Origin of the sequence: Marinobacter sp. MIT932201 (assembly GCF_047123295.1) — a bacterium.
GTDB classification, from domain to species: Bacteria; Pseudomonadota; Gammaproteobacteria; order Pseudomonadales; family Oleiphilaceae; genus Marinobacter; species Marinobacter salsuginis.
In genome coordinates, this window is sequence record NZ_CP138917.1 from 269,589 (window position 1) to 282,261 (window position 12,673).

Sequence of the window (12,673 nt, forward strand, 5' to 3'; positions counted from 1 at the left end):
GGATTTTCAGCTGAACGCCTGAATCCCGGTCTGGCCCCGGCCGAGGATAAGCGCGTGGACATCGTGAGTGCCTTCATACGTGTTCACGGCTTCCAGGTTCATCACGTGGCGAATCACGTGGTATTCGTCGGAAATGCCGTTTCCACCATGCATGTCGCGGGCAACGCGGGCAATATCCAGCGCCTTGCCACAGTTGTTGCGCTTGAGCAGCGAGATGGCATCCGGCGTGACGGTGCCGGCATCCATCATGCGGCCCAGTTGCAGTGCGGCCTGCAGGCCGATGGTGATTTCGGTCTGCATATCTACCAGCTTCTTCTGGATCAGCTGGTTGGCGGCCAGGGGTTTGCCGAACTGCACCCGCTCCAGGGTGTAGTTCCGGGCGGCGTGCCAGCAGAATTCAGCCGCACCCAATGAACCCCAGCTAATGCCGAAACGGGCCTTGTTAAGGCAACTGAACGGGCCTTTCAGGCCTTCCACCTCAAGGTGGTTCTCCTCCGGAACGAACACCTCGTCCATGAAGATGGAGCCGGTTTCCGAGGCCCGCAGGGAAAACTTGCCTTCAATCTTCGGGGTGTCGAGGCCCTTGGCGCCCTCACGCTCGATCACAAACCCGTTTACCTTGCCGTCCAGCTTGGCCCAGACCACGCAGACATCGGCAATCGGGGAGTTGGTGATCCAGGTTTTGGAACCGCTCAGCAGGTAGCCGCCGTCCACTTTCTTGGCCCGGGTTTCCATGCCGCCGGGGTCGGACCCGTGATTGGGTTCGGTCAGGCCGAAACAGCCGACGTACTCGCCGGAAGCCAGCTTGGGCAGGATGCGTTTTTTCATCGCTTCCTTGCCGTAGGAATAGATCGGATACATGACCAGAGAGGATTGAACGCTCAGGGCCGAGCGGTAGGCTGAATCCACCCGTTCCACTTCCCGCGCGATCAGGCCGTAGCAGACATGGTTCAGCCCCGGGCCACCGTACTCTTCAGGCAGGGTCGCGCCCAGCATGCCGAGTTCCCCCATCTGGTTGAAGATGGAGCGGTCGAACTTTTCGTGCCGGTTGGCCTCGGTGATACCGGGCATCAGTTGCTCATCACAGAAGCTGCGGATGCTGTCTCGGACCTGACGCTCCGTTTCGTCCAGTTGACCGTCGAAATCGAGCAAATCATTCCAGGGTGCGGAAGCCATTGTGTACTCTCCTGAAAGCGAATATCGAAAGTCCGACGCTAGGGGCGAGGGACCAATCTGTGCTATCTTTGTATCAACGGTGTTTCATTAAGCGAAACACAGTTTTGTAATTTGATGTTGAAAGACTAATCCGGGTGTTATGGAAATGCAAGCAGTGTTCAAGGCTGACCAGGTGCCTCTGTGCTGAACGGCATGCTGCAGTGGTTGGTATCCCTGGCTGTTGTTACAGAGCTGGTGGCCATCTGTCTCGATAGCCGCGAGCTCAGTGCTGTGGCGGGCGTGGCGTTCGTTACTGCCTTTCTGGCAGGGGTCGGGCGCCTGCAGGGGTACGCCCGTATGTTACTGGTTATGGCCCTTCTGATTCTGGGAGGGCTTGCCTGGCGCGGGTCGCTGAACAGCGGGCAGGTGTTGAAGGCGGCATCTGACGCCGCGTTCTATTCCGCGTTTCTGGGCAGCCTGGGCCTGATGCAGTGCCTGGTGCGCCGGTTCGAAGTGTTGCGCCGGATTCACGATGTTCTGCTGGGCGGAAGGCCCATGCTGCTCTATCCCAAGTACGCCCTGGTCAGCTGTGGTGTTGCCACGGTTTTGAGTTTCGGCATGATGAACCTGCTGTGCGGAAGCCTTTCCGACACCCTCCGGGAGCGTGGTATCTTCGGTGAATCCCGCCTGCAGTGGTTGCGCAGTGTTCTGATCAGTGCCCTCAGGGGCTTTGCCCTGGTGCCGCTGGTAGCACCCACCAGTGTGGCCGTGGCCATTCTTACCCGGGAGTTGCCGCAGCTGAGCTGGTCGCAACTGTTACCCTTCGGTGTGGTCGCGGCGCTGGTTATGGTGTTGATTGGCTGGGTGCTGGAGCAGCGCCGGTTCCGCAAGGTCAGCAGCGAGCGTGTTGCTGTTGACGGTTGGCTCCCCGGTACCGGTCGCCTCCTGTTTCTCATCCTGCTGGTATTCACGGTGATGGCGGGCCTGGTGGCCATAACCGGTTTCAAGGTGTCGGTGGCGGCCATGTTGTCGGTGCCGACCGTGACGCTGCTCTACATGTTCTGGCAGGAACAGGGGCTGATGCCGGTTCTCAAGGAGGGTGCCGGCCAGGTTTGGGCCATGCAGAATGAAATGGCCATCTTCGCCGCGTCCGCCATCCTCGGTGTTGCCCTGTCTGCGGTCATTCCGGCGGATGCTTTGGCCGGTCTGGTCGCCACTGGTGGCGGCGTTTTCCTGGTCGCGATGGTTGGCATGCTGATGCTGCCCATGTTCTCCATGGTCGGAATCATCCCCATCACGGTCCTGAGTGTTCAGGCCGGTTTGTTGCCCCAGCTGGTGGCGGAAGGGATGGATTTGCTGCCAGTTGCCGTGGCTCTGGTGATTGGCTTCTCCCTGGCCATGATGCTGTCGCCTTTTGGTCCATCGGTCATGCTGCTGTCCCGGTTCGGGCAGATCTCCCGCTGGGTCGTGGCGTTTCGGTGGAATGGTTTGTTTGCATTGATAGCGCTGCCGGCTCTCCTGGTGCTGACAGCGCTGGTCGCCTGGCTGATACCTGGTCAGTAACCCCGGTCGGTATCCACAATCCCCGAAATGGCGCGCCCGTCGGCGTGATCCCGGATCTTGCCGGTGATCTGTTCAAGGGTGGCATCCCGAAGGGTTCGGGCTGAGATGTGTGGGGTAATGGTGATTTCTTTCCGCTGCCAGAATGGATGGCCTTCGGGCAGTGGCTCCTTCCGGAACACATCGAGCGAGGCACGAAGCAGTTTGCCCTCGTCCAGGGCCCGAAGCAGGTCCTCTTCCACCAGATGTTCACCCCGGCCAACATTGATCAGCACGGCGCCAGGCTGGAGCTGGCTCAGCAGATTATAGTTGATGATGTTACGGGTCTCGTCGGTCAGGGGGAGGGTGTTGACCAGAACCCGGGTGGCTTTCAGGAAGTCGCCAAGCTGGTCCGGGCCGGCAAAAGTATTAACGCCTTCAACGCTATGCTCCCCACGTGCCCAGCCACTCACCTGATAGTCCAGGTTGGCCAGAGTGCGGGCCACTCGCTTGCCGATATGGCCCAGCCCCATGACACCCACTGGCCACTCGCTGCGTTTGATCGGGCGATGAATCTTCCAGAGACTTTGGCGCTGCTGCTCCCGGTAGGTTTCCATCCCGCGACTGGCTTCCAGCAGCTGGTGCAGCACGTACTCCGCCATTTGCACCGACATGCCTGCGTCTTCCAGGCGCACGACCGTTAGGGCTTCAGGCAGGTTGGCAACCTTGAGCAGCCCATCAATCCCGGCACCCAGATTGAATACGGCTTTCAGGTGCGTTTCCCGCTCGAACAGGGCCTCGGGTGGCTGCCACACGATGGCGTAATCCGCGCCAACGGCGGGCCCTTCCGGATCCCAGACGTAAACCTCGGCTTCCGGCAGCAGTTCCTTGATAGGCACTGTCCAGCGCTCGGGTTTCGGGTCGCCTGCCACAAAAAGAATCTTCATTTTGCCTCCAGGGGGTCGCCACAGGGTTTGATGGCTGCTAGTTTGTTTTGCAATGCAGAATTCAGAAACGGCGAAATCTGAAAAACACGGCATGAAATACCGCCATGCGGTTCCTGATTTGAAAAATAAGTGCCAAGTGTTTCATATTTGGTACGAATTTTGACAAGACTTTCTGGTACTTGATTTCTGCAGCGATTAAAATGATGGATTCGCAACTATTCACCATATTAATACACCGGTTACCGGAGCGGGCGACGCGGTTGGAGGACGTCCCATTATGGCAGGAAAAAAGCAGATCTCACCCGAGCTGAAAGTGGCATCCACTGACGGTGAGCCGGTGAAGCCGGAAAAAGACCGCAAGTTCGTCGAAGCCCTGTCCCGGGGGCTGGACGTGCTACGCGCCTTCAGCCAGGGGCCTGTCATCCTGGGTAACCAGGACATTGCACGGATAACCGGGCTGCCAAAGCCCACTGTGTCGCGGATGACCTACACCCTCACCAAGCTTGGATACCTCAGCTACAACACCCAGTTGGAGAAGTATCAGCTGAGCTCCGGCGTTCTGGCACTGGGTTACGCCTATGTCTCCAACCTCAAGGTGCGTCAGCTCGCCAAGCCCTACATGGACGAGTTCGCCCGCCAGACCAATATGTCGGTGGGCCTTACCTGCCGCGATCGCCTGCACATGATTTATGTGGAAAACCGCTTGCCCCCGGAAGCCTCCCTGCTGCGCATGGACATCGGCCTGAAACTCCCCATGGCCACCACCTCGGCCGGCCGCGCCTACTACTGTGCTATCAGCGACAAGGCCCGCCTGGTCATCGACGACGCCATGGCTGCCAAATTCGGAGACGACTGGCCCGAGAAAAAGGCCGGCCTCGACCAGGCCATGAAGGATTACAAGGAGCACGGCTTCTGCCTGTCCATTGGCGAGTGGGACCGCAACATCAACTCCGCCGGCGTACCCATCCACCTGCAGGACGGCACCATCATGGCCCTGACCTGCGCTGCACCGTCTTACCTGGTACCGGCAGAAAAGCTTCGGGGTTCCATTGCTCATCAGCTGGCGATGTTGGCGGGCGATATCGAATCTTTGGGTGTTTGATGACACCGGTGAAGTTACGAAGGGAGGTGGCGAGTAGGCCCTACAGAAACCGTGCGGAGCCATGGATGGCGGAGCCGAGCGTACAAGGACGTATTCACAGCGTGTTTCTGTAGGGCCTACTCGCTGCCTCCCGACAAACTCCAAACCAAAAAACCGCAGAGGAACCCCTGCGGTTTTTTTGTGCCTGTAGTTTAATGGTAGGTTGAAACCACCAACGAACTTCTATTAAATCGTACGAATGTTTCGCTAGTTAAAACCACATTTCAGAAAGAATGCGAGGAGAAATCATGTCTGAGGTCGTTAGCTATAACCGGGAAGGCAACATCGGCGTTATTACCGTGAACTACCCGCCGGTCAATGCCCTCGGCCAGGCTGTTCGTTCCGGTCTGCTCGCAGCCCTGGAACAGGGCCAGAAAGATACCGAGGCTAAGGCACTGCTGCTGGTTTGCGAAGGGCGCACCTTTATCGCCGGCGCCGACATTCGCGAATTTGGCAAACCCATGCAGGAGCCCACGCTGCCGACGCTGGTCAACACCTTTGAAAACAGCGACAAGCCGCTGGTTGCAGCGATCCACGGCACGGCACTGGGCGGTGGTCTGGAAACCGCTTTGAGTTGCCACTACCGGGTTGCCGTCAGCAGGGCCAAGGTGGGTCTGCCGGAAGTGAAGCTGGGCCTGCTGCCCGGTGCAGGCGGCACCCAGCGGCTGCCGCGCCTGACCGGTGCCCAAAAAGCGCTGGAAATGATCACCACCGGTGAATTTGTCGGCGCCAACGACGCGCTGGCCCTGGGCATTCTGGATGCCGTGGAGGACGGAGACGACATCCGCGCTGTCGGCATGGCCTATGCGCAGAAAGTGGTCGACGAAGGCAAGCCTGTGCGTCGTGTTCGCGATATCACCGACAAGATCGAGGCGGACAAAGGCAGCGATGTCTTTGACCAGTTCCGTGACGAACTGAAGAAAAAGGCCCGAGGCCTTTTCTCACCGTTCAAGTGCGTTGATGCCGTGGAAGCGGCCTTCAACCTGCCCTTCGAGGAAGGCATGAAGCGCGAGCGGGAATTGTTCATGGAGTGCATGGAATCACCCCAACGCGCCGGTCTGATCCACTCGTTCTTCGGCGAGCGTGAGGTTTCCAAGGTCAAGGGACTGCCCAAGGATACGCCGGTTCGTGACGTGAAGAGCGTGGGCATTATTGGTGCCGGCACCATGGGTGGCGGTATCGCCATGAACTTCGTCAACGTGGGCATTCCGGTCACCATCGTCGAGGTAAAACAGGAGGCTCTCGACAAGGGCCTGGCGATTATCCGCCGTAACTACGAGAGCTCCGCGAAGAAGGGCAAGCTGACCCAGGAGCAGGTGGAGCAGCGCATGGCGCTGATCACCCCGAGCCTCACCTACGACGATTTCCGGGATGCTGATCTGGTGATCGAGGCGGTGTTCGAGAACATGGCTATCAAGAAGGAAATCTTCGCTAAGCTCGACAAGGTGTGCAAGCCGGGTGCGATTCTGGCTTCCAACACCTCAACCCTGGATATCGACGAGATTGCGTCCGCCACCAAGCGCCCGGAAGACGTGGTGGGTATGCACTTCTTCAGCCCGGCCAATGTGATGAAGCTGCTGGAGAACGTGCGTGGCAGCAAGACCTCAGACGAGGTCAAAGCCACGGTGATGGCGGTTGCCAAGAAGATCAAGAAAGTGGGCGTCATGGTGGGCAACTGTTACGGCTTTGTCGGCAACCGGATGCTCCACAAGCGCGGCACCGAGGCCATGTCCCTGGTGGACGAGGGCGCCACACCGCAGCAGGTGGACAAGGTGCTGACGGATCTGGGCTTCCCCATGGGGCAGTTCGCCATGTCCGATCTGGCCGGGATTGATGTTGGGTACCGCATTCGCGAAGAGCGTCGCAAGTCGGGCGAGAACATTCCTGCAAGCTGGATGGACAAACTCGCCGAACAGGGCCGTCTTGGTCAGAAGACCCAGGCAGGTGTATACAAGTATGAGGAAGGCAGCCGCAAGCCGATCCCGGATCCGGAGGTGGAGCAGCTGATCGAGGAGTTCCGCAAGGAGCAGGGAATCACGCCGCGAGAGATCACCGACCAGGAAATCCTGGAGCGCTGCATGTATGTGATGATCAACGAAGGCGCCAAGATCCTTGAGGAAGGCATTGCCGATCGTCCGCTGGATATCGACATCGTCTGGATCTACGGTTACGGCTTCCCGGCTTATCGCGGTGGTCCCATGTTCTGGGCCGATCAGGAAGGTCTGGACTCCATTCTTTCGGCGGTGAAGAAGTACCAGGATACCGTTGGTGGCGAGCAGTGGGAGCCGGCGGCTCTGCTCGAGAAGCTGGTTGCTGACGGTCGTAAATTTGCTGACTTGTAACATCTGACATAGGGGCTGGTCTGGGGGCGGGGTGCCTTTTCCTCTGGGAAAAGCAACTCGCTTCGCTCAGACATCTTTTCCCGGCGGAAAAGGCACCCCGCCCCCAGACCGGCTTAGCTGAGTGCTTGGCCTGATCTCAACTACAATTTCTCAAATCGAGGGCATTATCATGTCTGAAGCCGTTATCGTTTCCACCGCCCGCACCGGCCTTGCCAAATCCTACCGGGGCTCTTTGAACAACACTCACAGCGTGGATATGGCAGGTCACGTTATCAAACACGCTGTTGAACGCGCGGGCATTGATCCGGCCATCGTTGAAGATGTGATCATGGGTGCAGCTTTCCAGGAAGGCGCGCAGGGCCGGAATATTGCCCGTCTGGCGGCCATTCGCGCTGGTCTACCGGTGACCACCGCCGGTTTTTCCATCAACCGGTTCTGCAGCTCGGGGTTGCAGTCTATTGCCCTGGCCGCCCAACGGGTGGTTTCCGAGAAGGTGCCGGCCATGGTAGCTGGTGGCGTTGAATCCATTTCACTCGTGCAGAACGAGAAGATTAACAGTTTCCACGCCACCAACGAGTGGCTGATGAAGAACAAGCCGGAACTGTACCTTTCCATGATCGAAACGGCGGATATTGTGGCCAAACGCTACAACGTCAGCCGTGAAGCCCAGGATGAGTATTCGCTGATTTCCCAGCAGCGCACGGCGGCGGCCCAGCAGGCTGGCAAGTTTGACGATGAGATTGTGCCTTTCGATGCCACCATGCTGGTGAAGGACAAGGAAACCGGTGAGGTCAGTGAAAAGCAGGTGACCCTGACCGGGGACGAATGCAATCGCCCGAGCACCACGCTTGAGGGCTTGGCGGGTCTGGAGCCGGTGCGCGGCCCGGAGCAGTTCATCACGGCGGGCAATGCCAGCCAGCTGTCGGACGGCGCCTCGGTATGCACCGTAATGAACAGCACCTACGCCGAGAAGCACAACATCGAACCCATGGGGATTTTCCGGGGCTTTGCTGTTGCAGGCTGCGAGCCGGATGAGATGGGCATCGGCCCGGTGTATGCGATCCCGCGCCTGCTCGAGCGCAACGGTCTGACCATGGACGACATCGATCTGTGGGAGCTGAACGAAGCCTTCGCGTCCCAGGTGATTTACTGCCGTGACCGCCTGGGCATTCCCATGGAGAAGCTGAACGTAAACGGTGGTTCGATCTCTATCGGTCATCCCTTCGGTGTCACCGGCGCCCGCCAAACAGGCCACGCGCTGATTGAAGGCAAGCGCCGGGGCGCGAAATACGTGGTGATTACCATGTGCATCGGCGGCGGTCAGGGTGCTGCCGGCTTGTTCGAAGTGGTTTGAAGCCGACCTGTATGAAATCGGGGCCAGAAAAAGCGTTTTTCTGACCCCTTGTTCACCTAAAGGGGAGAAACATGGACAGACAAGCAAAAGCCGTCGTCTGCAGGGAATGGGGCCAGCCTGTTCAGGTGGAGACGATTACGGTGGAAGGCCCCAAGCGGGATGAAATCACCATCAAGATCGCGGCCTGCGGCGTCTGCCACAGCGATCTGTCTGCCACGACGGGCAAGATTCCCTACCCGCCTCCCCTGGTATTAGGGCACGAAGCCGCCGGTGTGGTTGTCGAAGTCGGTGAGGGCGTCACGGCCTTCAAGGAAGGCGACCATGTGGTGAGCACTTTCATCTCCATGTGCGGCAAATGCAGCCAGTGTGCCCGTGGCCGCCCGGTTCTCTGCGAAAACGCCCGCAAGGCCATGTTCAACCTGCCGGATGGGACGGTGCGAACCAAAGGCGCGGACGGCGAGCCCCTGAACGTCTTTGGCGCCTGCGGCGTGATGGCGGAGTTCGCCACCATGCACGTGGACAACTGCGTCAAAGTGGATGAGACCGTGCCGATGCAGAACGCCGCCCTGGTAGGCTGTGCCGTGATGACCGGTGTCGGTGCTGTTTTCAACACCGCAAAACTGGAACCTGGTTCCCGGGCGGCTGTGTTTGGCATCGGCGGCGTTGGCCTTAACGCCATTCAGGGCTGCGTGACCGCTGGCGCCGAGATGATCGTGGCGGTGGACAGCAACCCCGCCAAGCTGGCGATGGCCAAAGAGTTCGGCGCCACGCATACCGTGAATATCAACGAGGTGGAAGACGCAGCAAAGGCCGTGAAAAAAATGACCGGTGGCGTCGACTACGCCTTCGAATGCGTGGGTGCCGGGCCGGTGGTGGAACAGGCGTACAAGAGTCTCGGCCGTGGTGGTACCGCCGTGGTGGTGGGCGTAGCAGATCCGAAGGACAAGACCTCGCTGACCACGCTCACTCTGCCCGCCGATGAGCGCACCCTGAAAGGCAGCTGGCTGGGTTCGGCCCGTCCACAGCACGACTTCCCCAGAATCCTGGGTCTTTACAAGGCTGGTAAACTCAAGCTGGACGAACTGGTTACCCGAACCTACCCCATAGAGGACGCCGTGCAGGCGTTCGATGATATGGTGGCAGGAAAGAACGCCCGAGGCGTTATCGTATTTGAATGAAGGGGGAAGCATGAACGAGCTGAACAGGAACTACATCAACGGCCAATGGGTGAGCTGGGCCGGTGACATGATCGACGTTCACGAAGCGGGCACAGGCGACGTGATTGCTCGCGTTCCCGCCGCTGGCGCGGATGAAATGGAACAGGCCATTGCCGCCGCGGATGCCGCTTTCGAAAGCTGGTCGGAAAGCTCCCTGGACGAGCGGATCAAGGTGCTGGAGCAGCTGCACGCGGGCCTGAAAGAGCGCGCGCCGGAAATTGCCGAGACCGTCTGCCGGGAAGTGGGCATGCCCATCAAACTGGCCACGCCGATCCAGGCCGGCATGCCGGCTGCAGTGACCAAGAGCTACCTGAAACTGCTGCCCGACTATCCGTTTACCGAACAGTCCGGCAACTCCGAGGTGCAGTACACCCCGGTGGGTGTGGTTGGCTGCATTACCCCCTGGAACTACCCGCTGCACCAGGTGATCCTGAAAATCGTCCCGGCGATTGCCGCCGGTTGCACCGTAGTGCTCAAGCCTTCCGAGATCGCTCCCCAGACGGCGTTTATCCTCGCCGAGATCCTCGATGGCACCGACTTGCCCAAGGGCGTCTTCAACATGGTGTGCGGCTATGGCCACACCGCGGGCGATACCCTGATCAAACACCCGGATGTGCGCATGGTGTCCTTCACTGGTTCCACACGCACCGGCAACCTGATTGCCCATGCCGCTGCCGATGACTTCAAGCGTTATGCCCTGGAAATGGGTGGTAAATCGGCCTCTGTGATCCTCCCGGACGCGGACCTCGCGGCAGCTGTCAAAGGCACCATCAACAACTGCCTGCTGAATTCCGGTCAGACCTGCACCGCACTCACCCGCATGCTGGTTCCGGCCGACAAGCACGACGAGGCCTGTGAGCTGGCCGCCGCTGCCGTGGCCAAAATGCCCCCGGGTAACCCGCTGGAAGAAACCACACGGTTGGGCCCGCTGTCGTCTGCCCAGCAGCGTGACAAGGTGATCGATTACATCAAGCTGGGTATCGAGGAGGGCGCCAAGCTGGTCGCCGGTGGCCCGGAAGCGCCCGAGGGATGCGAGAAAGGTTACTTCGTCAAGGCGACCGTCTTTGGTAACGTCAAGCCGGACAGCCGCATCGCCCAGGAGGAAATCTTCGGGCCGGTGCTGTGCGTTATTCCCTACAACGATGAAGCCGAAGCGGTGAAAATTGCCAACGGCACCCAGTACGGGCTATCCGGTGCGGTCTGGTCTGGCGACGATGCCAAAGCCAAGAAAATCGCCAGCAAACTGCGCACTGGTCAGGTATTCGTCAATGGTGGCGCGTTCAACCCGATGGCACCGTTCGGCGGCTTCGGTCATTCCGGTATCGGCCGCGAGTTCGGTAAATGGGGTCTGGAGGAGTTTCTGGAAGTTCGCTCGCTTCAGCTTTAAACGCTAAGTGCCTGGCCTGCTGAGATGCGGGCTGGGCCCGAGGTGGGGTACCTTTTCTTCTGGGAAAAACAACTCGCTGCGCTCAGACATTTTTTCCCGCCAGAAAAGGTACCCCACCCCGGACCTGAGCGAGTTCTGAGTGATCCGCTCTATGCTTTTCCTCCCAGTAGAATCCGCACAGCCGTGCAGGCATCCTCCAGTTCTGCCTCCCTGGGTTCCCGCCCGGCGATTATGTCGCTGTACAGGCAGGACTCCGCCAATCGGATCATGAAGTAGGACAGACTGAAAATGTTCATCGGCGGCTTAATATGTCCGGCCGCAACTTGGTCTTTCAACATGCGCGTGTTGGTCTCCACTGTGCGCGTGTGCAGGATCGACTGAGATGAGGTGAGGATCTTGAGGGCGTATTCCGGGTCCTGGTTGATGAAGCGACGCAGGGGTTCAAAGTTGAGGATGGTAGAATTAGTGCGCCGGTACACTCCGACGATGTAATCCACGCCTACGCCGGAGGTTTCTGCCATGGCCTGGCGCCAGAGGGGTTCATAGAGGGACCAGAGAATCTCGCCGATTAGCAGATCCTTGTTGCCTACCCAGCGAAACAGGGTGGCCCGGCCAATTCCGAGTTCATCGGCCAGCGGCGCCAGGTGAATGCGTTCACCCTTTAGCCACATGCGACGTGCCCGCTTGAACGCCTCGGCCGGTGTTGCCCTGATTACGGTTTTGTCTGCCACTGAAACCTCATGCCCGAATTTGGATTCATTTTAACGGCTAAACCCGGAGCCGGCTATGTGGGCGGTTTCCAAAGGTCGTGATGGTTTTGTGAACTTTTCCGCCTACACTCTGCTCTGAACGCAACGAACGATACAGGGAAGGCAGTGAGCCCCTTACGATGACACGAACGGTACTGATTATTGAAGACAATCCCGGCATCGGTGAGCTGGTGCGTATGCAGGTGTCGGATCTGGGTATGAAGGCGGTTCTGATGGACCGGGGTGATACCGGTCTGGAGCGGTTCCGTGAGGGTGGCATCGATCTGGTGATCCTGGATCTGATGCTGCCCGGCCTGGATGGTCTCGCCGTGTGCCGGGAGATTCGTGCCAGCCCGGGCTACGTACCAGTTCTGATGCTGACGGCAAAAAGCACGGAACTGGATCGGGTTCTGGGCCTGGAAATGGGCGCGGACGATTACCTGACGAAACCTTTCAGCGTGGCGGAGCTGGCAGCCCGCATCAAAGCGCTTTTCCGACGGGTAGACGCACTCTCTCAGGGCTCGTCCGCAAGCAAGGAAGTTGAAGAGATTCAGGTGGATGGGCTAAAAATCGACCCGGTTCGCCGGCGGGTCTTTGTCGATGAGAAGGAGGTGGACCTGACCGCCCGCGAGTTCGACCTACTCTGGCACTTTGCCTCCCATCGGGGCCGGGTTTTCAGCCGGGCCCAGTTGCTTGATGCCGTCTGGGGCTACAACCATGAGGGCTACGAGCACACCGTGAACACCCATATCAACCGCCTTCGCAACAAGATTGAAGCCGACCCCGCCGAGCCCCGATATGTCCAGACGGTCTGGGGCGTTGGCTATCGGTTCATGGATTGA

General features: G+C 59.2%; 10 protein-coding genes. 7 read left to right on the top strand and 3 right to left on the bottom strand.

The genetic code is table 11. The features are described 5' to 3' along the window. Positions 1-6: 6 nt before the first annotated feature. Entirely contained in the window at positions 7-1,176 is a 1,170-nt protein-coding gene (locus tag SIC15_RS01200; protein WP_412536917.1) for an acyl-CoA dehydrogenase, read from the bottom strand. A 183-nt stretch (positions 1,177-1,359) separates the two neighbouring features. Here SIC15_RS01200 and SIC15_RS01205 point away from each other — a divergent pair, with 183 nt between their 5' ends. Further along, complete coding sequence (locus SIC15_RS01205; protein ID WP_412537580.1) at positions 1,360-2,718, top strand: hypothetical protein; 1,359 nt, start codon at positions 1,360-1,362, stop codon at positions 2,716-2,718. Here SIC15_RS01205 and SIC15_RS01210 read toward each other — a convergent pair. Then, positions 2,712-3,641, bottom strand: a complete 930-nt coding sequence (locus tag SIC15_RS01210; RefSeq protein WP_412536918.1) for a 2-hydroxyacid dehydrogenase — start codon at positions 3,639-3,641, stop codon at positions 2,712-2,714. The genes SIC15_RS01205 and SIC15_RS01210 overlap by 7 nt on opposite strands. A gap of 277 nt (positions 3,642-3,918) precedes the next feature. Here SIC15_RS01210 and SIC15_RS01215 point away from each other — a divergent pair, with 277 nt between their 5' ends. From SIC15_RS01215 to SIC15_RS01235, 5 genes are all read left to right on the top strand, one after another. After that, a complete protein-coding gene (locus tag SIC15_RS01215) occupies positions 3,919-4,743 on the top strand; it encodes an IclR family transcriptional regulator (protein WP_014579059.1) in 825 nt (274 codons plus the stop codon). Between the two features lie 287 nt (positions 4,744-5,030). Beyond that, positions 5,031-7,124, top strand: a complete 2,094-nt coding sequence (locus SIC15_RS01220; protein WP_412536919.1) for a 3-hydroxyacyl-CoA dehydrogenase NAD-binding domain-containing protein — start codon at positions 5,031-5,033, stop codon at positions 7,122-7,124. A gap of 169 nt (positions 7,125-7,293) precedes the next feature. Next, on the top strand, positions 7,294-8,478 hold the full coding sequence (locus tag SIC15_RS01225; RefSeq protein ID WP_136630645.1) for an acetyl-CoA C-acyltransferase: 1,185 nt from the start codon (positions 7,294-7,296) through the stop codon (positions 8,476-8,478). Positions 8,479-8,549: 71 nt separating this feature from the next. Beyond that, positions 8,550-9,656, top strand: a complete 1,107-nt coding sequence (locus SIC15_RS01230; protein WP_153634261.1) for a zinc-binding dehydrogenase — start codon at positions 8,550-8,552, stop codon at positions 9,654-9,656. Positions 9,657-9,666: 10 nt separating this feature from the next. Continuing rightward, entirely contained in the window at positions 9,667-11,082 is a 1,416-nt protein-coding gene (locus SIC15_RS01235; RefSeq protein ID WP_291905371.1) for an aldehyde dehydrogenase family protein, read from the top strand. A gap of 149 nt (positions 11,083-11,231) precedes the next feature. On the opposite strand, the gene SIC15_RS01240 is transcribed toward SIC15_RS01235, so the two are convergent. Further along, positions 11,232-11,813, bottom strand: coding sequence for a QsdR family transcriptional regulator (locus SIC15_RS01240; protein WP_412536920.1), 582 nt, complete (start codon positions 11,811-11,813; stop codon positions 11,232-11,234). A 158-nt stretch (positions 11,814-11,971) separates the two neighbouring features. Between SIC15_RS01240 and SIC15_RS01245 the strand changes: the two genes are divergently transcribed. Beyond that, positions 11,972-12,673: a response regulator transcription factor gene (locus SIC15_RS01245; protein WP_412536921.1), complete on the top strand. Its 702-nt coding sequence runs from the start codon at positions 11,972-11,974 to the stop codon at positions 12,671-12,673.

What these genes read in the sequence shown, in the direction of transcription:
- SIC15_RS01200 (WP_412536917.1), bottom strand. Translation starts at nt 1,176, where the DNA reads ATGGCTTCCGCACCCTGGAATGATTTGCTCGATTTCGACGGTCAACTG.
- SIC15_RS01210 (WP_412536918.1), bottom strand. Translation starts at nt 3,641, where the DNA reads ATGAAGATTCTTTTTGTGGCAGGCGACCCGAAACCCGAGCGCTGGACA.
- SIC15_RS01215 (WP_014579059.1), top strand. Translation starts at nt 3,919, where the DNA reads ATGGCAGGAAAAAAGCAGATCTCACCCGAGCTGAAAGTGGCATCCACT.
- SIC15_RS01220 (WP_412536919.1), top strand. Translation starts at nt 5,031, where the DNA reads ATGTCTGAGGTCGTTAGCTATAACCGGGAAGGCAACATCGGCGTTATT.
- SIC15_RS01225 (WP_136630645.1), top strand. Translation starts at nt 7,294, where the DNA reads ATGTCTGAAGCCGTTATCGTTTCCACCGCCCGCACCGGCCTTGCCAAA.
- SIC15_RS01230 (WP_153634261.1), top strand. Translation starts at nt 8,550, where the DNA reads ATGGACAGACAAGCAAAAGCCGTCGTCTGCAGGGAATGGGGCCAGCCT.
- SIC15_RS01235 (WP_291905371.1), top strand. Translation starts at nt 9,667, where the DNA reads ATGAACGAGCTGAACAGGAACTACATCAACGGCCAATGGGTGAGCTGG.
- SIC15_RS01245 (WP_412536921.1), top strand. Translation starts at nt 11,972, where the DNA reads ATGACACGAACGGTACTGATTATTGAAGACAATCCCGGCATCGGTGAG.